General features: G+C 58.4%; 27 protein-coding genes. 16 read left to right on the top strand and 11 right to left on the bottom strand.

The window, feature by feature from the left end:
• Positions 1-257: 257 nt before the first annotated feature.
• Positions 258-1,142, bottom strand: a complete 885-nt coding sequence (locus tag PhaeoP97_RS19585; protein WP_072506917.1) for a recombinase family protein — start codon at positions 1,140-1,142, stop codon at positions 258-260.
• A 226-nt stretch (positions 1,143-1,368) separates the two neighbouring features.
• Between PhaeoP97_RS19585 and PhaeoP97_RS19580 the strand changes: the two genes are divergently transcribed.
• Positions 1,369-2,436: a hypothetical protein gene (locus PhaeoP97_RS19580; protein WP_072506916.1), complete on the top strand. Its 1,068-nt coding sequence runs from the start codon at positions 1,369-1,371 to the stop codon at positions 2,434-2,436.
• A 660-nt stretch (positions 2,437-3,096) separates the two neighbouring features.
• Here the strand turns inward: PhaeoP97_RS19580 and PhaeoP97_RS20825 are convergent.
• From PhaeoP97_RS20825 to PhaeoP97_RS19560, 4 genes are all read right to left on the bottom strand, one after another.
• Positions 3,097-3,231, bottom strand: coding sequence for a hypothetical protein (locus PhaeoP97_RS20825; protein ID WP_096740492.1), 135 nt, complete (start codon positions 3,229-3,231; stop codon positions 3,097-3,099).
• 110 nt (positions 3,232-3,341) lie between these two features.
• Positions 3,342-4,979, bottom strand: a complete 1,638-nt coding sequence (gene groL, locus PhaeoP97_RS19570; RefSeq protein ID WP_072506914.1) for a chaperonin GroEL — start codon at positions 4,977-4,979, stop codon at positions 3,342-3,344.
• 44 nt (positions 4,980-5,023) lie between these two features.
• On the bottom strand, positions 5,024-5,311 hold the full coding sequence (locus PhaeoP97_RS19565) for a co-chaperone GroES (protein WP_072506913.1): 288 nt from the start codon (positions 5,309-5,311) through the stop codon (positions 5,024-5,026).
• A gap of 196 nt (positions 5,312-5,507) precedes the next feature.
• Positions 5,508-5,744 (bottom strand): hypothetical protein, encoded by a 237-nt coding sequence (locus tag PhaeoP97_RS19560; protein ID WP_072506924.1) that lies wholly within the window; start codon positions 5,742-5,744, stop codon positions 5,508-5,510.
• A gap of 150 nt (positions 5,745-5,894) precedes the next feature.
• On the opposite strand from PhaeoP97_RS19560, the gene PhaeoP97_RS19555 reads away from it, so the two are divergent.
• Positions 5,895-6,629 carry a Crp/Fnr family transcriptional regulator gene (locus PhaeoP97_RS19555; RefSeq protein WP_072506912.1) on the top strand — a complete coding sequence of 245 codons (735 nt, stop codon included), beginning with the start codon at positions 5,895-5,897 and terminating at the stop codon, positions 6,627-6,629.
• A gap of 58 nt (positions 6,630-6,687) precedes the next feature.
• Here PhaeoP97_RS19555 and PhaeoP97_RS19550 read toward each other — a convergent pair whose 3' ends face one another.
• The 3 genes from PhaeoP97_RS19550 to PhaeoP97_RS19540 form a co-directional block, all read right to left on the bottom strand.
• Positions 6,688-6,876, bottom strand: coding sequence for a hypothetical protein (locus PhaeoP97_RS19550; RefSeq protein WP_072506911.1), 189 nt, complete (start codon positions 6,874-6,876; stop codon positions 6,688-6,690).
• Positions 6,877-7,090: 214 nt separating this feature from the next.
• Positions 7,091-7,504 (bottom strand): hypothetical protein, encoded by a 414-nt coding sequence (locus PhaeoP97_RS19545; RefSeq protein WP_237029060.1) that lies wholly within the window; start codon positions 7,502-7,504, stop codon positions 7,091-7,093.
• The gene (locus tag PhaeoP97_RS19540; RefSeq protein ID WP_096740493.1) at positions 7,501-7,926 is read right to left on the bottom strand and encodes a hypothetical protein; all 426 of its coding nucleotides are present in this window, start codon (positions 7,924-7,926) and stop codon (positions 7,501-7,503) included. The genes PhaeoP97_RS19545 and PhaeoP97_RS19540 overlap by 4 nt, the downstream gene beginning before the upstream one ends.
• Positions 7,927-8,198: 272 nt before the next feature.
• Between PhaeoP97_RS19540 and PhaeoP97_RS19535 the strand changes: the two genes are divergently transcribed.
• From PhaeoP97_RS19535 to PhaeoP97_RS19490, 12 genes are all read left to right on the top strand, one after another.
• Positions 8,199-8,513: a hypothetical protein gene (locus tag PhaeoP97_RS19535; RefSeq protein ID WP_072506909.1), complete on the top strand. Its 315-nt coding sequence runs from the start codon at positions 8,199-8,201 to the stop codon at positions 8,511-8,513.
• Positions 8,510-8,863: a hypothetical protein gene (locus PhaeoP97_RS19530; RefSeq protein WP_072506908.1), complete on the top strand. Its 354-nt coding sequence runs from the start codon at positions 8,510-8,512 to the stop codon at positions 8,861-8,863. Before PhaeoP97_RS19535 ends, PhaeoP97_RS19530 begins: the two co-directional genes overlap by 4 nt.
• Complete coding sequence (locus PhaeoP97_RS19525) at positions 8,853-9,692, top strand: hypothetical protein (protein ID WP_237029059.1); 840 nt, start codon at positions 8,853-8,855, stop codon at positions 9,690-9,692. Before PhaeoP97_RS19530 ends, PhaeoP97_RS19525 begins: the two co-directional genes overlap by 11 nt.
• A gap of 85 nt (positions 9,693-9,777) precedes the next feature.
• A complete protein-coding gene (locus PhaeoP97_RS19520; protein WP_083570474.1) occupies positions 9,778-10,977 on the top strand; it encodes an N-acetyltransferase DgcN family protein in 1,200 nt (399 codons plus the stop codon).
• Positions 10,974-12,095, top strand: a complete 1,122-nt coding sequence (locus PhaeoP97_RS19515) for an alanine/ornithine racemase family PLP-dependent enzyme (RefSeq protein WP_072506905.1) — start codon at positions 10,974-10,976, stop codon at positions 12,093-12,095. Before PhaeoP97_RS19520 ends, PhaeoP97_RS19515 begins: the two co-directional genes overlap by 4 nt.
• Before the next feature lie 48 nt (positions 12,096-12,143).
• The gene (locus PhaeoP97_RS19510; RefSeq protein ID WP_072506904.1) at positions 12,144-12,380 is read left to right on the top strand and encodes a hypothetical protein; all 237 of its coding nucleotides are present in this window, start codon (positions 12,144-12,146) and stop codon (positions 12,378-12,380) included.
• Between the two features lie 127 nt (positions 12,381-12,507).
• A complete protein-coding gene (locus PhaeoP97_RS19505; RefSeq protein WP_072506903.1) occupies positions 12,508-12,789 on the top strand; it encodes a hypothetical protein in 282 nt (93 codons plus the stop codon).
• A 104-nt stretch (positions 12,790-12,893) separates the two neighbouring features.
• A complete protein-coding gene (locus tag PhaeoP97_RS19500; RefSeq protein ID WP_072506922.1) occupies positions 12,894-13,700 on the top strand; it encodes a transglutaminase-like domain-containing protein in 807 nt (268 codons plus the stop codon).
• A 90-nt stretch (positions 13,701-13,790) separates the two neighbouring features.
• Positions 13,791-13,958 (top strand): hypothetical protein, encoded by a 168-nt coding sequence (locus tag PhaeoP97_RS20575; RefSeq protein WP_157891284.1) that lies wholly within the window; start codon positions 13,791-13,793, stop codon positions 13,956-13,958.
• 87 nt (positions 13,959-14,045) lie between these two features.
• Positions 14,046-14,579: a hypothetical protein gene (locus tag PhaeoP97_RS19495; RefSeq protein ID WP_072506902.1), complete on the top strand. Its 534-nt coding sequence runs from the start codon at positions 14,046-14,048 to the stop codon at positions 14,577-14,579.
• Complete coding sequence (locus PhaeoP97_RS20390) at positions 14,579-14,788, top strand: hypothetical protein (RefSeq protein ID WP_157891283.1); 210 nt, start codon at positions 14,579-14,581, stop codon at positions 14,786-14,788. Before PhaeoP97_RS19495 ends, PhaeoP97_RS20390 begins: the two co-directional genes overlap by 1 nt.
• A 49-nt stretch (positions 14,789-14,837) precedes the next feature.
• Positions 14,838-15,761 carry a transglutaminase family protein gene (locus PhaeoP97_RS19490; RefSeq protein ID WP_096740491.1) on the top strand — a complete coding sequence of 308 codons (924 nt, stop codon included), beginning with the start codon at positions 14,838-14,840 and terminating at the stop codon, positions 15,759-15,761.
• 323 nt (positions 15,762-16,084) lie between these two features.
• Here PhaeoP97_RS19490 and repC read toward each other — a convergent pair whose 3' ends face one another.
• The 3 genes from repC to PhaeoP97_RS19475 form a co-directional block, all read right to left on the bottom strand.
• Positions 16,085-17,236 carry a replication initiation protein RepC gene (gene repC / locus PhaeoP97_RS19485; RefSeq protein ID WP_237029065.1) on the bottom strand — a complete coding sequence of 384 codons (1,152 nt, stop codon included), beginning with the start codon at positions 17,234-17,236 and terminating at the stop codon, positions 16,085-16,087.
• A gap of 226 nt (positions 17,237-17,462) precedes the next feature.
• Entirely contained in the window at positions 17,463-18,116 is a 654-nt protein-coding gene (locus PhaeoP97_RS19480) for a hypothetical protein (RefSeq protein ID WP_072506900.1), read from the bottom strand.
• Positions 18,117-18,201: 85 nt separating this feature from the next.
• Positions 18,202-18,471, bottom strand: a complete 270-nt coding sequence (locus tag PhaeoP97_RS19475) for a hypothetical protein (protein ID WP_072506899.1) — start codon at positions 18,469-18,471, stop codon at positions 18,202-18,204.
• Between the two features lie 588 nt (positions 18,472-19,059).
• Here PhaeoP97_RS19475 and PhaeoP97_RS20130 point away from each other — a divergent pair.
• Both PhaeoP97_RS20130 and PhaeoP97_RS19460 read left to right on the top strand, forming a co-directional pair.
• Complete coding sequence (locus PhaeoP97_RS20130; protein ID WP_420849032.1) at positions 19,060-19,641, top strand: lytic transglycosylase domain-containing protein; 582 nt, start codon at positions 19,060-19,062, stop codon at positions 19,639-19,641.
• Complete coding sequence (locus PhaeoP97_RS19460) at positions 19,638-19,922, top strand: TrbC/VirB2 family protein (protein WP_037239483.1); 285 nt, start codon at positions 19,638-19,640, stop codon at positions 19,920-19,922. The genes PhaeoP97_RS20130 and PhaeoP97_RS19460 overlap by 4 nt, the downstream gene beginning before the upstream one ends.
• The last annotated feature ends 7 nt before the right edge of the window (positions 19,923-19,929 follow it).

Here is a 19,929-nt window from a genome sequence, read left to right as displayed (position 1 = left end):
CACTGCCCTCAAGTCTTTATTGTTTTGCAAAGCTTAACAGATATTGTGGATAAATCCAGACCAAACCGTTGAGCGGCCTGGGGGCGTTGAAGGCACCCATTTCTGTCGACGGTAAACTGTTAAAAATCAGCGTCTTGGGCGACTATGCTCTCACTCTACTTCAACACCTCGTTGCCAGCTGCGAAGTGACCACAAGATGTATTGTGAGTGCGTACAGAAATCAGTCGGCAGAATCGGATGGACGATTCTCCGGGATCTCAGTCGAGCAACCCCAGCCTCTCGGCCCGCTCCAGCAGCATCTTCACCGACGAAGGCTGCCAGCTTGTCCGCCCGCGCGGCGTGCGTTCGCGCATCGCCTGCAGCCGTGTGCAGATCGCCTGAAGCGTGATGTCGGGGTCCGCGCCCTTGATTCCGGCGACGATGGCGGGCAGACGGTCGTCGGTTTCGCGGCGCCCGGCGCGGGCCAGCACCTCGGCCGGCAGGAAGCCGTCGCGGACATATGCCTTCACAGCGCGCAAGAGACGGCTTTGGGTCCAGCGACGCGCCTCTGGCAAGGGGCCGTTGATGATGCGCACTACGTCTTCCCAGGCCAAGTCGGGTCGCAACCGGCGCACATGGGGCACCCAATCTTGTGCCGTCTCGTTCAGACGCTCCATGTAGCCGTCTTGTCGCGCCAGCTGCACTTTGCGAAGGGCAGCAGGGTCTTTTGCCCGCAGTCCAGGGTTCCCGCCGACCCGGCCCTTGGTACGGGCGCTCGCCAGCCCCGCCTTGGTACGTTCCCGGATCAGCGCCCGCTCGAACTCGGCCGCGGCGCCCAGAACCTGCAACGTGAACTTGCCTTGCGGGGATCCGGTGTCGATCGGGTCCTGAATGGAACGAAAGAAAGCACCCTTGGCCTCCAGTCGCTCGATCACCTCCAGCAGATGCGATAATGAGCGGGCAAGACGGTCAATACGCACGACAACCAGCGTGTCGCCCTTACCTATGCGTTCTAACACCCGCGCAAGTACCGGCCGCGCACGATTGCCGCCTGAGGCCTGTTCTTCATGGATCTCGGCGCAGCCCGCGGATTTCAGGGCCTGCGTCTGGGGCAGGGGGGTCTGATCCTCGGTAGATACGCGCGCATAACCAATCAGGGGCATCAAAACAATCGTTTTGCAGTTTCATACATTGCTAATAAACGACCGTTTTTAAACGAATGCAAGCAACTACTCTCTCGTTGCATTCATCCATAATCCCTTGGTTTCCTTGCGCTGAGCGCGATCTGAGAGGTTCCACCGCCAGTCGCGCGCGCATACTATATAAAGAGCGTCGGCAACCGCCACATAATTACTTGGGTAATGTGCAAAAGATTAGTATTTTGCACATATGAAGACGCAAGCATCTACTTTTTCTGATGATTTCGACGACCCCCTCATCACAAACGAGAAGGGTGAAGAGGCTCACGAAGAGGATCTCTGGTTTCTGCCTGGGCCACTCGAGGAAGAACCGGATGATTTGCCTCCTGGGCCACGGGCGGAACCGCCAGACACTGCTGTCATCGAAGACTGGGCAAAGGCAGAAGGCGTTCACGCTGCTCGACTGGCAAGAGTGGCTGGACGCTTAGGAGCTCTGGATGACAGGCTGCTGCGCGGCCCGGAAGGTTGGCGGTACCGCCTCGCTTTGATCGAGGCGGCGGATCTTAGCTGGTTCGCAGGAGATCGGGTGAGTTCTGATCGTCTGGCGCTCTGGGTATCGATGCGGTTGTCAGGCGCACAGGATGACCCAAATGCCCTGGCAAGAGTTGGATGGGCTGTTCGGCGCCTGACAGTCGGTCCCGGACCGAAGGTTGACTTGGCCGCTTTCCTAGATCGCCGCGATCCCGAGAACATTCAAGACAGCGCAGAGCGTTTCGAAGATCGCGCGGGCGGTTGGCTGGATGTCATGGCAGCTGCGGGCGACTTACATCCAATCACGCGGGCTTGCATGGGCTTTCATCTCTGGAGCCTGGCGGGCCTCGGGCAGCACGGCGACCAGATGGAAGCCGCCGTCACCGCGTCCAGGATCGCGGCAATCGACGGAAGCGGCGCCATCTTTGCACCGCTCGCTATGGGCGGGGCAGGGGGGCTGCGTGCCTCGGGCTTGCCACCCGAACGCTTGGCCCGATGGTTGGATGGGATGAGCAGTGCGATTCTGACGGCGATGCGAACACTTGACGATATTGAATCGTGGACCGGGAGGGCAGAAAACTCCATGGAGCAATTATCGGGCCGTACGCCGGTCGCGTTGCGCAAGATCTTCACAGAGTGGCCGTTGGTCTCTGCCCCAATGGCTGAGGCCATGACCGGAGCCAGTCGCGCCGCCGTCCAGCGCAATCTGGCATGGATGGAGGCGGGCGCTTTGATCCGCGAGGTGACAGGGCAGGGGCGCTACAGGATGTGGAAAGCGACAGGCTGACAGATCGTCCAGTGATGGATTGTGGAGAATTGGTCATTATTGCAACTGGTTAACCGGCGTCGTGTGCAGTCCATGTTCATGTTTCGGTCGAGCGATATCGTGTCCCGTCGCGCTCTTTTGCAATCCGCCCTTGTATGCGAGGTCCTTGAAGGTCGTATGGGCAACCGGCCAGTGAAATGATCTAGTCCCAGCGCTGAAAGGCCACGCATTGATGCGCGGAGAAAAGCAGGCCGATTTCAGCAGTGTCCAAAAAACGACCCGTTCTTTAGTTCGCGGCGCGTCGCCCTCTGTCTCGCGACGATCTGGCTGACCGGCTGCGCAACTGGCGCTTCTGATGTTGTGAGCCTCAGGGCATGTCCGCCGGTCGTCAAATTCTGCGGAGAGTTTCAGGTCCGGGCGGCAGAGGAGCTGGCCCTGCTGCCCGAGGGATCAGCAATCGTGGAGATGCTCAGCGACTACGCCGTGATGCGAGAGCAGGCGCGGGGTTGCATTCGCTAACTCGCGACTTCTCGATCAAACACGCGTATTGCGCATTTTCTTCGGCAACTCTTCACCGTCGCTTCCTTTGCGGCCCAGAGGCTGCCTGATGCAGCAAGCCGCTGCTTCTCCCGCTGCCATCTGGCTCCATCTTTCGTGATATGAAATCACGTGGACTGACACCTATTTCTTCTTGTGCTCGCCAAGATTGTTCAGGGCTTTGCCCTTCGTGAAGTCGGCTGTCGCAACGACCTTTTCCTTCACCTTCTTGGGTTTCTTCGCTTCTCTGTTTCCACGCTTCTTGTCACCTTTTGACACGTCAGATCCTCCTAATCCAGATTTCTGTTTCTGATTCTTTTCTTTCGCCCTTGGCCTTCGTCAGTTTGCGATTTGACGCCCCAGGGGCCCTGCCAATGAGATGCGGGCGATTACATCATTCCGCCCATTCCGCTCATGTCGGACACTTCGCTGCGGGCACCAGTTTTCTCAGGCTTTTGCGCGACCATCGCTTCGGTTGTAATTAATAGCCCGGCAATCGACGCTGCGTTTTCGAGTGCGATCCGGACGACTTTCGTCGGATCGATGACACCGGCCTTCAGCATATCGACGTATTCCTCGGTCTGCGCGTCGAAACCGAAGGTCGGGCTGTCGTTCTCGATCACCTTTCCCACGACGACCGATCCATCGACTCCCGCGTTGCCGGCAATCTGGCGCAGCGGTGCCTGGAGCGCGCGGCGGACGATCTTGATGCCGGCGTCCTGATCAGTGTTCTCACCCTTCAGCGTCGCCAGCACCTTGCCAGCGTGAACCAAGGCCACACCGCCACCGGGAACGACGCCTTCCTGAACCGCGGCTCGGGTTGCGTTCAAGGCATCGTCCACACGATCCTTGCGCTCCTTGACTTCGATTTCGGTCGCCCCGCCGACTTTGATGACGGCGACGCCGCCTGCGAGTTTCGCAAGACGTTCCTGCAGCTTTTCCTTGTCGTAATCCGACGTGGTGTCTTCGATCTGCGCCCGGATTTGAGACACGCGCGCCGCGATGGCGTCCTTGGCGCCGCCGCCGTCGATGATCGTCGTGTCATCCTTGGTGATCGCGACCTTCTTCGCCGTGCCGAGCATGTCCAACGTGACGTTCTCGAGCTTGATACCGAGTTCTTCTGAAATGACCTGGCCGCCCGTAAGAATTGCGAGGTCTTCCAGCATCGCCTTGCGACGATCCCCGAAGCCAGGTGCCTTGACGGCCGCGACCTTCAGCCCACCGCGGAGCTTGTTCACGACAAGCATGGCGAGCGCTTCGCCATCGATATCTTCGGCGACAACCAAGAGCTGCTTGTCCGCTTGCATGACCGCTTCGAGCAAGGGCACCATCGGGGCCAGCGAGGTCAGCTTTTTCTCGTGCAGAAGGATGACGCAGTCTTCCAGTTCGACGACCATCTTCTGAGCGTTCGTGATGAAGTAGGGGCTCAAATAGCCGCGGTCGAACTGCATGCCCTCGACCACTTCGGTTTCGGTCTCCAGTCCCTTGTTTTCCTCGACGGTGATCACGCCTTCATTGCCAACCTTGGCCATTGCATCTGCGATCTGACGCCCGATCGCGACCTCTCCATTCGCCGAAATGGTGCCGACCTTCGCGATCTCGTCGCTGTCGCCGACGGGTCGGGACATGGTCTTGATCTCGGCCACAACCGCAGCGACGGCTTTGTCGACCCCGCGCTTGAGATCCATCGGGTTCATGCCGGCCGCGACCGACTTCATGCCCTCCCGGACAATCGCGTGGGCGAGTACGGTCGCAGTCGTGGTTCCGTCGCCAGCCTCGTCATTGGTGCGCTGCGCGACTTCCTTGACCATCTGCGCGCCCATGTTTTCGAAATGGTCCGACAGCTCGATTTCCTTGGCGACGGTCACACCGTCTTTAGTGATACGCGGCGCACCCCAGGACTTGTCGAGGATGACGTTCCGGCCCTTGGGGCCAAGGGTGATCTTTACTGCATTGGCCAGCGTGTTGATGCCTTTCAGCATAAGGTCGCGGGCATCGGTACTGAATCTGACGTCTTTGGCGGACATGGTTGGGTGCTCCTGAGAATGAAAATTCGGCGTCGCTGTCGGGGTCAGGTCATGACGCCGAGAATGTCGCTCTCCTTCATGATCATGAGATCTTCGCCGTCGAGTTTGATTTCGGTCCCTGACCATTTTCCGAACAGGATCCGGTCGCCAGCCTTGACCTCCATGGCGATGCGCTCGCCGTCCTCGTCCTTGGCGCCAGCGCCGACCGCGACGATCTCACCTTCCTGTGGCTTCTCTTTTGCGGTGTCGGGGATGATGAGCCCGCCTGAGGTCTGCGCGTCGCCTGCGATGCGGCGGACGAGGACCCGGTCGTGGAGTGGAGTGAACGACACGTAAGTGCTCCTTCTTCGGATATCCAAGGGAGCATGGCGATGTTAGGATGTGCTTTGGCGCTCGCCATACCCGAGTGCCAATATTATTGAACTGATGACTCAGCAGCGGTTCTACAATAGCGCCTCAAAGAATATCTTTTTTGCTTTCCATGAGTGCATATCCATAAATGCTCCCGCCCACTGTTGAAGCTTGACGTCACAAGCGCCGAACAGAGTTACCGCCAGCAATGATTGTGTTGATCAAGTCTGCGACGGCTCGGTGCCTTTCCGTTTCGGGGTCGGTCCCGACTGCGTTCTCATGCGTCGCTGCGGCGTCGCGAAGAACCCCCACGATCTCGTGCTCCGGCAGCAGCCCGCGATCGTTCAAGGCAAGCAGGAGCGCCTCGCAGATCGATAGGGCGGCCTGGCCTGCATGTTCGCTCGTCGTGGACATGCTCATATTCCTTCTGGTGCATCCTCAACCGCGGGAAGTTGAAATTCAGATTGATCCGTACTTCTCGCAGGAACTTCGCTATGCTGGACTGATCCAGAGCAGTGTCCGGGCCGATTTTCGCACTTGGGTCACGACGCTCCGGGAGGACCCATGACATCAGCTGAACACAGCCCTCTGACGCGCAAGCTCTCGGCCTTCGTCGCTCTGTCGGAGGTCGAGCTGGCGGTGCTTGAACGACTGCACCAGCGTCGTCGATCCTTCGTCGCGGGGCGCGATATGGTGCATCAGGGCCAGTCGTCTCAGGTCGCGTATATTCTTTCTGCAGGTTGGGTCTGTTCCTACAAGCTACAGGCCGACGGGACGCGCCAGATCGTGGATTTCCAGGTGCCGGGGGATTTTCTGGGGTTGCGAAGCGTTCTCTTGCGCACGTCGGACCACAGCTTCGAACCCATCGTGGACATCGAGGCCGTCGAAGTCCTGAAGACAGATCTTCTGGCGGCCTTCGCGGAGACCCCACGTCTCGCCACGGCCATTCTGTGGGCAGCATCGCGCGACGAGGCGATGGTCGTGGAGCATCTCGTCGGGATCGGTCGGCGTGATGCGGACGCCCGCATGGCGCATTTCCTGCTGGAGCTGGGATCGAGGCTTGCGCTGGTCGGCATGGGCGACAAGGAAGGCTACGACTGCCCGCTGACGCAGTATCACCTCGCCGATACGCTGGGGCTGAGCGCGGTCCATGTGAACCGCGTCCTGCGCCAGCTTCGCGAGAGTGGACTGGTGACCTTTCGGGACGGACAAGTGACATTTCACGACCATGGTGGGCTGGTGGAACTTGCTGATTTCGATCCGGCCTATCTGGACCAGACCGGGCCGCTCCTGAAATGAGAGGGCCGCCCTCCCTTGTTTGGCAGGCGGCCCCGGTGATCACGTCAGACGCTGGAGGTCACGCGAGGGCGTGGGTCGCCGCATCGAGTTCCTTGTTGGTCTCGACGTCGTTCTTCGCCGTGTTCGCCTTCTCTGCTGCCTGGTAATGCTTCAGCGCCGCGTCCTTCTTCGGGCCGGAGGGAGCCTTGTCCCAGGCGGCCTTAACGGAGGTCATCTTCTCGGCGGTCTTGTTCTGTTCGGGAGTCATTGGGATTGTCCTTTCATGGACGTTCCGAGAATAGTAAGCGCGCCGACATGACGACCTTTTGGGGTTTGGCACGTCCACACGCTTCTCTGGTACTCGGAAAAAATGCCCTACCAAATATTCGGCGGGCACATCTCACCTAGCCGATATCAACGCCCGGGCGCACTGACGCAGGTTAGTCCCTGCGCGTCCGGCAGGTCGATTGACACCGCGGTACTCAGGCCACCATGGTTTGCTGGTGGGAGATCCTCAGCCATCTGTCGTCATCGTGAAGGTATGTGGAGGCGCAGAGCGCTTTGTAGATCGGCACGTCAGCTTTCTCTGCCGAGACCCGGTAGGTGAGAATGGCGATGTCATGACACCGCGTGACGCGACGTTCGGCCATGACGACGGAGCGCCAGCCGGTGCTCTGCTTTAGATGGGTCCAGATCTGGTCGCCCTGGAGGATGCCGGGCGGATAAGGGAAGATCATGATGGCGTTGTTCGCTGTCGTCGCCCGCGCGTTGTCGGCGCCACTGGTCCAGAAGTGTTCCTCCATGTCCCAGAGAACGCCCTGTTCGCGCGGCGACAGCGTCCCGGCCTTGTGCGCGGAATGACCCATTGGCGTCGATGTCTGAGCGGAAACGGTCATGGACCTGATCCCGACCCGACAGTCGACATCACCTGATACAATAAAAAGACGATCGCGAGTATCGTCCAGATTACCCCGCTTTTTCCGAGGCTGCCGTCGGCGACCGTCGAGGCAGCTCGCTTCAGAGTCTGCGACGGCGGGCTTTCCGGAAGCAGCTGGCTCAAGTCTCCTGCGACCCTGCCGTGATCGCTTTCGAGCGTGGGAACATCCGGAAATCGAGTAAGCAGCGTCCCCAACCGCGCTCGCGCTGCATCGCGCCCCAGAGCGACCAACTCAGCGGTTTCTTTCCATGGATCGAGGCCGAGCCGCGCGAGCGTGGAGAGGACTGTCACGACATATCCATTTCGATCCTCGCCGACGGACGCATAGAGAAACCGATCAAACTCGGGTGGGTGCGGGTTGAGTACATTGGGGTTGGCCATTGTCATTCCATTCCTTGGTTGCAGGAACGCAGATCGCCCCTGTTTTCCAAAGGATACGCGCAGGTCGGTCTCGCCGCCCTTACACAGGTCAGTGCAGACGACTGCCCCCAGGAAGGTCGCAGCCGGTCCGGTGCGCGGGACTAACATGCATCAGCGCCAGTTGGACGATCCCGAGCTACAAGGGGAGAAATCGTTCGACTGGTCCGTCCCCGACTTCACGGGGCCTTCAACAGTGGTGAGCGACGTATCTGCCAACATCGTGGTGACCAAAGATGAACATGCGGTCGACCAGATCGACGGTGACGTTTTCGAACCCGTTCACCCTGTCGGGATACCCGGGCGAACTGTCGGCTGGAGATTACGAAGTTCTCGTCGAAGAAGAGCTTCTCCAGGGGTTGAGCTTCGAAGCTTACCGACGGACGGCGACCTACCTGACGGTGCGCGGCAGGGGCAACCATGCCGGACGTACAGAGTTGCGCGCGATTTCTGAAAACGACTTGATAGAGGCGCTGAGCCGGGATCAGGCCGCGACCGAGACGAACTATCACAGCGATGCGGCGCTTTCTCCGCCAGAGGATCGAAAATGACATTTCCCGAATGGACGAAACCCGGTGTCTACGGTGCCTTGGTTGGTGCGGTTGCCGTCTCTATTCTTGGCTTCACCTGGGGCGGCTGGACAACTGCAGGCGGTGCGCAGGAGATGGCTGATAGCTTTGCCGCAGAGCAAGTCACCTTGGCCATGGTGCCGGTCTGTCTAGGCCTTTCAGAAGCGGATGTGGAACGGGTCGAAATACTGGCAACGCTTCGAGAAGCTTCCGGCTTTCAGCAGCGCAATGCGATGATGGAAACCGGCTGGGCCACGTTGCCGGGCACAGATGCCCCAAGCCGGGACTTGGCAGACGCATGTCTTGCGGAGCTCGCCTTAGGTGGATCGTAAATCACAACTCACGAAGCATCGCGATCCACATGCCATCGCTGCCTGTGGCCCTGCGCAAACACCAACGGTCATGGCCCTATTTTTGGGTTCGATTTTGGCGGTCATGCTTTTTGCACTCCCTGCATTTGGACAAACCGCCGGTCAGCCAATGCCTGACAACGCCAGTGCCAAAAGTTACGGTGATGGATGGGAATGTAATATCGGGTTCCGCCTGAACGAGAATGCCTGCGTCGCTGTGGTCGTGCCGCAAAACGCATATGACACGAACCGATCCTACGGGTCCGGATGGGAATGTCTGCATGGGTTTCGCAGAACCGATGAAGCTGCATGTGTTGCAGTAGAGGTGCCCGAAGGTGGGTTCTTGGACCCCTCAGGCGAACGGTGGCGGTGTTTGCGCGGCTACATCAAGGTCGATGACACATGTCAGGAGATCGTATTGCCCGCAAATGCATACTTGGCAGATGCCTCATATGGCTCCACGTGGATGTGCGAACGCGGGTTCGAAGCAACTGGTGATCGGTGTACTGCCATCGCAGTTCCAGCCAACGCCTATCTGAATGGATCAGGATACGGTCAGCCTTGGACTTGTGAGCGCGGCTTCTTTGAACAAGCTGGTCTGTGCGAAGCTGTTGCAATCCCCGCGAATGCATATTTTGACGATGCAACCTACGGCAAAGGGTGGAAGTGTGATCGGGGATACGCCGCCTCTAACGAGACATGCGAATTCATAAACGTTCCCGAAAACGCGCATCTTGACAGGTCGGGCAGCCGTTGGGAATGCAACAAAAATTTCCAAAAATCAAAGGGGCTGTGCGTCCTTAGCAACTAAGCGCGAGCCACGGCACCATCCCCATTCAAAATGCGCATGTGAGGGCAATTCTGCCCTCCGTGATAACCTATAAAAGAGAACCACAATGGAAACCAAATCTACAACTGTCGATACCATCCGCCGCCCTATTAGGGGACCGCAAGCACCTCCAATGAAACAGATCAAACCCGCAGGCTTGACTTCAGGCAGGCAGATCACATCCTCACCGACGGCGGTCGTCTATTGCGAAGGGAATTTCGCGCAAATCGATGGCAAGACGGCAAATGGCCTTGTGCGCCATTCGCAAGCGTATCGTATCCTTTCTGTCATCGACAGCACCTGTAGCGGCCAAGACAGCGGGACCGTTCTGGATGCTGTCAGCAACAGCATACCTATCTTTGGTCATCTGGACGCCGCAGTTGCCCATGAAACCGACCTTCCCGATACTCTGATCTATGGGATGGCCCCTTCAACAGGGCGTCTCTCGACTGCGGACCGAGGCGTTGTTCTCCAAGCGATTGAGCTTGGCATGAACATCGTGAGCGGGTTGCATGAATATCTGAGCGATGACGATGAAATCGCCAACTCCGCATCTGAACGGAATGTCACGATCCGCGACATCCGCAAGCCGAAACCCAGCAAGGACATGCGCCTGTTCGATGGCAGTGTCGCCGGTGTAAAAGCGCTGCGGATTGCCATTCTGGGAACCGATTGCGCCATTGGAAAGCGGACAACGGCGACCGTATTGGCCCGGGCCATGAACGCGAAGGGTATCAAGACAGTGCTCGTCGGCACAGGCCAAACCGGCCTGATGCAGGGCGCGAAATACGGTATCGCAATGGATGCCGTGCCGCCCCAGTTCTGCTGTGGCGAGCTTGAAGGCGCGATTGTTGCGGCGTCTGAAGCGGAACAACCGGATGTCATTTTGATCGAAGGCCAGGGCGCATTGAGCCATCCTGCGTTTTGCACTTCAGCCTTTATCCTTCGGGGGAGCCAGCCGGACGCGGTCATCCTTCAGCACGCGCCCAAACGTGCACATCGCTGTGACTTTCCCAATATGCCGATGCCTTCTGCCGCCAGTGAGATCGCCTTGATCGAAGCCTTTGCCGATACAAAGGTCATCGGTGTCGCCCTCAATCATGAAGGCATGACAGAGGTCGAAATCACCGAAACCATCGCGGCCCAATCCCACAAACTCGGGTTGCCCGTTACCGATGCATTGGCCAGACCCGTTGCACATCTGCATGCGATGGTGGTCGCTGCATATCCGGGTTTGATGCAAGGGGCGCCCGTGGCCGCGATATGAGTTGCCCGCGCATCGAAGTGGACCTGGCCAAGATACGTCGCAATACGCAAACACTTGTCAAGCGATTGGGCCCGCGTGGGATCGGCGTCACAGGCGTGACCAAGGCTGTCTGCGGGCATCCTGCGATCGCTCAAGCTATGCTCGATGGCGGGGCCGTGGGGCTTGCAGATGCACGTATCAGCAATGTGCAAAAGCTACGTGCGGTAGGCATGACAGGCCCTATCACTCTGATCCGCACGCCGATGTTAAGCCAGGCCGATCAAGTCGTTCTGTCCTGCGAAGCGAGCTATAACACAGAGATTTTGGTCATTTCGGCACTGGCCGCCGCCGCGATCCGCAATGGTTCAGTCCACGGTATCGTCTTGATGGTCGAGATGGGCGATCAGCGGGACGGGATACTACCCGAGAATCTGAAAGATATTGCGCAGCAGGTCATGCAAATGTCTGGGGTTGCGTTGAAAGGGATTGGCACAAACTTTGCATGCTTGAACGGGCTTGCCCCGACTGCGTTGCAAATGGCCGCTTTTTGCGACCTCGCGAACGAGATCGAGGGGGTGTGCGGCCCTTTCCTCAAGATCGTGTCTGGTGGCAACTCAGCCAACTTGACCTGGGTGCTTGGCGAACACGCGACGGGTCGCGTCAACGACCTGCGTCTGGGTGAGGCGATCCTTCTGGGTGTTGAGCCAGTGTCTGGCGACCGGATCGATGGGATGTACACAGACGCCTTCACGCTTGTCGCAGAAGTTATTGAAACGGGTGCAAAACCTCCGTCTATTCCTATCGCCCTCATCGATCCAACTAGGGAACGACTTCGCATTGTGACACCCAGTGGTGCCTGTGCGCGCATGATCCTTGCGATTGGACATCAGGACACCGACATCCTTGGGCTTTCAATGCCGACTGGAAACACATTGATCGGCGCAACCAGCGACCATCTTGTCATTGGAACGCCCGTCACCCCGCCGACGGTGGGTTCCGAGGTGAGATTCCAGATGAGCTATAATGCGTTGATGCGAGCCATGGCCGCGCCGGACATCAATGTAGAACTCATGGGTTATCCACCCAAACGACCATCACGGCACACCCAAGGCAAGGTCCAACACTTGGCGCTGGTTTGAAAGACCTCGCTTGGTCCAGCCGACCTGCAAAACAAAGGAAACTGAAAATTGACGAAACTGTCCAAAAACAATCTGTTCAAAGTGTATGAGTCCAAACCGGAAACGGCGATGGACAAGACGACGCGTGTCGTCAGGCAAATGGTCGACGAAGAAGCAGAACAACGACAAGCCAAGAATTCCCGACTGCGCAACGCCCGCCTGGAAAGAGAAGCGAACACGCCACCAGAAATCAAAGCTTCAGCAGCGTCCAAGTCGCGTCGCACGAAAGCCGCCTCAACGCGGTAGCCGAACTTCGGCGGCTATGTTTGCGTGATGTGCTCCGCCGGGCAATGGTCACTTCAATCGGGCGGAAATCGGCCAGGGCTGCTCCCAGAACTTCCCAACACTCCCCGCCGATCACAAGGAACCATCCATGACAATCGCAGAGCGATCCCCAGAAAAAATCCACTATATCTGCCAGACTTATGTTGAAACGAACGCTGGGCGCAACGGGCAGACTGGCCTGAAAATTGCCAAGCAACTTGAATATTCTACAGCTTCAGAAGCACAAAACAGAGCCGAACGAGAGGCTCAATCAGAAGATTGCGCAGGCGCGGACGCCTACATGGTGACGGAAGATCCAGCCAGTGGAGAAGTTGGCGAACCGAGCTTCCTCGTAAGGCTTGGGAAGGTTCCAGAACTTGACGATTTCTAGAATCCTGAAAATGGCCGCAGTCTATTGGGACTTCTGGCTCTCCGTCGGGGCGTGCAGTCTTGGACGGTGATCGTGACATTGCAAAGCGCGGCCGCGCGTCTGGCATGCGGGTCAGCATAGGGTGTCGTCTGCGATACAATTTCCCCCAGCCGACGCCCCTGATCGCGATGCTGAACGTGCACTATTCGCGCTTCGGCGACCTGGAGCGCGCGGACTATCTCGTGACCTCCCCCAGCGTGCCGCTCGAAAGCTACCGGGACGGCTTTGGCAACTGGTGTACTCGCCTCCTGGCTCCGGCGGGCGACTTCACCCTTTCGACGGATGGCATCTTCCGCGACACGGGCCGGCTCGATCCCGTTTTCCCCAGCGCGCAGCAGCACGCGGTTGAGGATCTGCCATCCGATACGCTCGTGTTTCTGCAGGGCAGCCGGTATTGCGATACCGATCTGCTTTCGGAGGAAGCCTGGCGTCTCTTCGAGACCACGGAACCCGGTTGGTCCCGGGTCCAGGCGATCTGTGATTTCGTGCACGGGCATGTCCGCTTCGACTACATGCAGGCGAAAGCGACGCGCACCGCATCGCAGACGATGGCCGAGCGACAGGGCGTCTGCCGTGATTTTGCCCATCTCGCTATCGCCCTGTGCCGCTGCATGAATATTCCGGCAAGTTACTGCACCGGATATCTGAGCGATATCGGTGAACCGCTGCCTCATCCGCCGGGGGACTTTGCCGCGTGGATGGAAGTCTTTCTCGCTGGTGAATGGCACATGTTCGACCCGCGCAACAACAAGCCGAGGTTTGCGAGAATTCTGATCGCGCGCGGCCGCGATGCCGCCGATGTGCCTTTGACCCAGACATTTGGGGACAACATTTTGACGGAATTCAAGGTCTGGACGGATGAATTGGCCTGATTGATCTTGGCCTCCTTCTCGATACACCATCGTAAATCACGTCGCCAATCCCCATATGTAAAGTACCGATGTCAAACATCCCGGTCCGTCATGGATGAGGATTTGGCGCCGGCCAATCAGAGGATTGATGACATGTCCTTCAAGGACCTGACCGCCAGGGCGGCGGCCGCATTGAAGCTGAAGCCTGCAGAGACCGTGAAGACCCCTTCCGAAGAGAACGAGACCAAGCCCGTCGGCAAGGAAGCGCCAGCGAAATAAGAAACATCTTGAGGCCTGCACAGGCTGCGCGCCCCATTTTCAAGGGGCGCGCGGACAACAGAAACAACAAGGGAGAGGATTACGCCGATGGAAGATCTTACGAGCAGAACCGTTGCGGTTTTCGTCCGACCGTTCACCGTTCCAGGCTTTGCCGAGACGCTCCCGGCGGGAGAGTACGAGATCGAAACGGAGTTGGTTTCACCCCCGGATCAAGTGGACCCCGAGGCGTGGAAGGCCTCCGTCCTGGTGAAGCTTCACCCCCGAACATCGCATCCTGGGCTTGCGCGGACACTGACCGTTTCCCTTGCCGACCTCGACCACGCACGCGCCAGGGACAAGCTGACGGGTAAGGCGTTGTCCGATTTCTTCCTCGAGGAAATGCTGGCGGATCCGATGGTGCGCCTCGTGATGGAGGCCGATGGCGTCTCCGAAGCACATCTGCGGCATCTCTATTCAGGCCGCGGGACGCCCGGTCCCGATCTGAATGTGCCGGTGTCGACGACGACCACCCAAAGGAACCGGGACGATGTGTCAATCCGGGCCGCCGAAAACGAAGGAATGCCTTCAAGATCGGAAACGCTGTCGCGATCGCGCAGCCGCCACTTAGCGGGACAGATTTGATGTCTGGCAAGGCCATGGCGGAAGGCGCAACGCCGTACATTACGACCGTTCGGGCCCGGCGCGACGTTCCACAGGAACGCCAATGCCTGCGGTGCGAAACCCATTTCTGGAGCGAAGGGTTCGGAGAGCGGATCTGTCGGCGCTGCAAGGGATTGAACGCCTGGCGAAACGCTGTGCCCGATAGCTCCGGGTCATCGCGCCGCCGCTGATCCGCACCGACGTGCGTGCCGTCTTCCTCGAACCACGCTGGACCCCATTTTGGCCTGCCTCGACATCCTTCACACTACAACCTACCGATACCGTCAGGCGGTCTCTCTCGGACCGCACAGGTTGATGCTGCGTCCGCGCGAAACGCGGGAACTGCGACTGTTCTCGCACGACCTGTCCATTACTCCCGAGGCCACTCTAACCTGGGCACACGATGTCGCCGGCAATTCCATAGCGACCGCACTCTTTGACACTCCGACAGATCATCTGGTGATCGAGAGCCGCGCAAGTCTGGAGATCACCGCGCCGGCTTGGCCTGTTTTTGCCATCTCCGCTTCTGCCATCGAGTACCCGTTCCTCTATTCGCCCGACGAATGGACGGATCTGGGCGCGCTGACGACACCGCAATACGATGACCCGGACGACCGTTTTGCCCGATGGGCCGAGAGCTTTATAATGGGGCGCCCGACCGACACGCTGTCTCTGCTGAAGGACATCAGCAATGGCGTCTTCACGCAGATTTCCTATCAGAGCCGAGATGACGAAGGTACCCAGTCGCCCAACGAGACTCTCGAAAGGGGATGGGGCTCGTGTCGCGATTTCGCGGTGCTGCTTGCAGAAGCAGCCCGCCGTCTTGGCCTGGGGGCCCGCATCGTCTCGGGCTATCTCTCTGACCCCCAAACAAGCCTCGTTGGGTCGGCGGGTTCAGGATCTACACATGCCTGGGTCGAGATATTCATCCCCGGCGCCGGTTGGATTGCCTTCGATCCAACGAACCGGAGCGTCGGGTCCGGAAACTTAATACCGCTTGCCGTGGCCCGGAACATCGCGCAGGTCACCCCGGTGGCAGGCACGTTCCTTGGTTCGAATTCCGATCTGCTTTCGATGGAAGTAGTGGTGAGGGTGGAGAATGCTACGTCCCCAAACGACTCGTTTCTAGCCCAAAGAGGCGGGGCGGACATCGCCCTTGTCTGATGACGTCAAGCTTGATTGATTTGCAGAGTCCAGCCTAAGCCAATTAATATCAATAGCTTAGCTTATGGAGAAGGCTCAACGCCGGTCGCGTTCCCTCCAGCAGTCGCCCATCAAACCAGTTTTTGTAGGGAGCTACCGGGTTTCTTCTGAAGGAGTGGGCAGATTTACCATAGCCCTGAAGAGCTTAACGGCCGCCTATGTGCAAAACACGTGCAACTTGAGATCAAAGCGCAGCACCAAAGGCTTAGGATTACATTTAACATAAACTTCATTACCAGATTTTCAGCGCGTTTTTGGGCAAGTTCAGTTGCGGGTTGGAAACTCTACCTCACCCCATTGCGCCGTTTTTGCAGAGCCGCAACGCTTGCATCAAAGTCCAGCCTTCCTGCCTTGGCTCGACGGATCAGTTCGCGCATCAAACCGCCAGGATTGCGAACAGGGTAACTCGGGTGATCTCGCTGCGCATCAACCAATAGTAGGCAGAAAGCCAACCCGTGGTCGCCCAAGGTGCTCTGGCCCTCGTGCCAAACTGAAGTATGGATGTCGAGCATCGGCAGCAACGCCCAGGCCGCCTCGATGATGTCGCGCTCTTTGAGAGGTCGGTTTTGATCTCTGCTCGCGTCAAGCATCATGCGCAAGCCGTCGCCGGCAATGCGATATAGATTCTCTGGCGTCAGAGCGGGTGGCGCGGGGCAGGGAATTGATGATGGCGATTCACTCTGTGCGATTTCCGCGTGTCTTTCAGAGTTATCCACAGCGGGCGGCGTCTTTACAGTTTGAGTTTCTTCTCTGGTGTTTTGTGTAAAGGGCCGGAAGTTTTCCGCTGGCTGGTCGGAAGAAAGCCCACGTTTTTCAAGCCAGTCATCAAGGCTGCTGCACAGATCGGAACTGGCCTTCAAATGGGCGTTGAGCCGCTCCAGACCGAGACGGCTTAAAGCATCGCTGCGTGGCCATTTATCGAAAATGGCGAGAATCTTGACGATCTCAGGATCTTTGATAGCCGAGGAGGGCAGGGCGGCGATGCACCGTTTTATGTGACGCAAACGAAGGGACCGAAGATCCTTCAAAGCGCGCAAATGCCTCCGTTCCGCACGGAGCCGATCGCGAAGGGCTATGAACTCTTCCAGTCGCGCGATCAGCGGAGTCAGTATCAAGCCTAGGCCAGCGCGACCATAGCGGGCCCCATTCGCCGCGACACGTTTCACGATCAGCCCAAGCTTGGCCAGCGCGGCCTCATCCGTTCGCAACTGGCGCGACGTCTTGCCAAGTTCGACCGCTGCGAGATCTTGCGCGCCAAAAAACACCGGTTCACGATGGGGAGAGGTCCAGTCGGATGCGCGAGTCCGCCCGATGATGTAGTTCAGAACTGCGAGGCGCGCCGGGCGCAAGCCTATATGCGGGGCAACCTCTGAAATTAGTGCCATAACAGCACCTTTGGTCCAGCCTTCCGGCAGGGTGAGATGGGTTTGGATCACGTTCAATGTCTAGTCCTTGTGAATTGGGACAAGGCTGCCACAGGGAATCCGTGTCCCAGCGAGCGACACGTTTTTTCATTGCCTTGACTGTCGGGACTGCTAGAACGAGATCACAGTTTGATTTGATCTGACGGAACGCCAATTCCGTTGTTCTTTGAGCCCCTCGCTTGGTTGCCGCCTTGCGGGGGTTTCTTCTTTTTTATCGTTTGCCTGTGACTGTTTGAGATCAGTAGTTGACTTGTTCGAAGCCATAGGTGCCCTCAAAATCCTCCCAATCGACGAACACAGCACGGACCCAGATATCGGGGCAGTTCTGGCCGTATCGCTCGGCCCCTCGGAAGGCTGGAGGAAGGGCACTTATCGAGCTGTTTTGCCACCGAAATTGGCCGTCCTGATCATACGTGCCACGCCGCACGGAAGCATATCTGTTGCAATCGTCACGGCCCTCCCTCTGACGTGCCGTAACCTGAAAGACATCTATGGAGCGGATGAAATTAAAAGCAGGGTCCGTCACATCGATATCGGCGGCACGCCCGACAGCTTGGGCGAGTTGGAGCGTTTCTCGCTCTCGGGGCAGGGAGACTGCTGGACCCGGATTGAACCCCGCCAACCTGTAGAGGCGCTCAACCGGGTTCGGCGCTTCGAACTCAGCACGCATTGGACAACGCCAGATCTGCAGCGGTGGTTCGACTGGCCAGGGCGTGATCCGGCGGATAAACTCCGCGCGCGCCCGGGCACATGGGACCGAAGGCGGCCAACCGCCTGCGAGGCACAGGAGGATCGCACAATCGATCTGGTAGCCTTGTGCGGCGGCAGGTTTGGCAGCAAGCGGTGTAAGCCCGATCGCGATGATCGCGGCAGTTGACAGAAGCCGCCTCATGACAGAGCGCCGCCGCTAAAGCGTTGTCGTATAATAAGACTTATGTTAATTGTGTCATATTTACTGACATATTTTGCGCGTCGTTTCATTGGAACATCTCCTGGTAAGCGTCAAGCACAAGACGGACTTCGGCCTGCGCGGAAGCTGATGCTGCGGCGAGGCAATTCAGATAGGTTTGTGCCTCATCGAAGTAGGTGTTGAACTCAGCTCTGATGTCGTCGCCGTACTCGTTCAGGAGCGCAGGCGAGGCCGCCAGCTCCGGCCGCAACGGCGCCACGCAGTCCATCGCCAGCGTCTCGGCGGTTGCTGGGATCGCTAGGGCGATGAATGTGCTACATGCCAGCAACCGCGACATCTGGTGGTCTCCCGACAATCTGGGGGCGAATCGTGTGTCGGACCTATCACTGAAAAAATATCTTAATCAATCAAAAGATATCTATTGAACATCTAAAGGGTTTTCCGCTACGTCGCCGCATATCTTGTGACATGCACTGTTTGAAGCGGTGCAAAAGCAGGTTACTTCCGTAGGAACTTCTTTCCTTCGGAGGCAAAATGGCAGGAACAAAATACCCCGTGATCCTAACATCGCACATGCAAGAGGCGATCGAGGGTGGGGCATGGATCGAGGTGGAATGCGTTGAAGCCCCGGAAAAGGGCGGCAACACGCATAGGGGTGGCTGGACGGTTTTCGTCTGCTCCAATGACGGTCAAGGCGGTGTGCACCGGTCGGTCTATGTGACCAACCGGGATCTTAAACCACGCGTCTTCAAGACCGCAGCAGGGCTCATGAGCTTCTGCCTGGAGCTCGACGCAAAGGTATTCAGCTGCCCTCTCCGAGAAGGTGAGAGAGGCACGTGGGAGTTTGAGACGACAAGGTATCCTACCAGCGGCTAGCCTCGTTCTCTGGGGGCTTTCAGGCCCTTCCACTTATGCACAATCCGTTATCGATCTCGATGCTCCAGACCGTGTTGGTCGACTGACCAGTAGCGTTCTCGACTTTGCAAGACCCCAACCCGAGCAAGGCGACATTGTCGCACGGTCTGAGGTCGTCCCTCTTGACTCACCACGCCTTTCTCCGCCTCGGGTCCCATCGGGCCGCCCTGCGGTCGAGACTATGATCCTTGATGTGGGTTCGGTCTACGCGGACCACCCGGCCCTGCGCAGGGCCGGGTGGTCCTCTCGCGACTGGCTCGCATTCTTTCGCGCCAACATCGCTATTGAAAGCGCATTTGATCCAGGCGCGCGGTCGCATGTCGGCGCAATCGGGCTTGGGCAGTTGATGCCGGACACTGCACGCGTGCTTGGCGTCGATCCGCATGATCCTGAGCAAAACCTGCATGGATCCGCCCGCTACTTGCTGACACAACTTGATCGTTTTGGCACGCCGCAGCTTGCGCTCGCGGCCTACAACGCCGGCCCCGAAGCCGTGGCGCGCCATGGCGGGATTCCCCCCTACCGCGAAACCCAAGGCCATGTCCGCAAGGTCATGGCCGTCTATGCCCAATCCATCGGAGACCAGATATGAAACGCATCGACTATACCCGGGCGGCATTGGCCGCGTTGCTGATAGTGGCCGCAGCCCCGGCGCTCGCACAAGACCTTAGCCCGGTCTCTGACATGATCGACAACATCATCGACGCGGTGACGGGTCCGATCGGTCGTGGCCTCGGTGTGCTCGCTCTCGTGGGATCGGGTGTCATGATGTTTTTCGGGCGCCTCAACTGGCCGATCTTCGTCGCCGTGTTTGTCGGCGTGGTGCTGATCTTTTCGGCCGAGACCATCATCGACGGCTTTGCGGCTCCTTGATCTGACC

This window comes from Phaeobacter porticola (assembly GCF_001888185.1).
Taxonomy (GTDB): domain Bacteria; phylum Pseudomonadota; class Alphaproteobacteria; order Rhodobacterales; family Rhodobacteraceae; genus Phaeobacter; species Phaeobacter porticola.
Note: the sequence above shows the minus strand (reverse complement) of the source record. Positions and strands in the feature narration are given on the sequence as shown.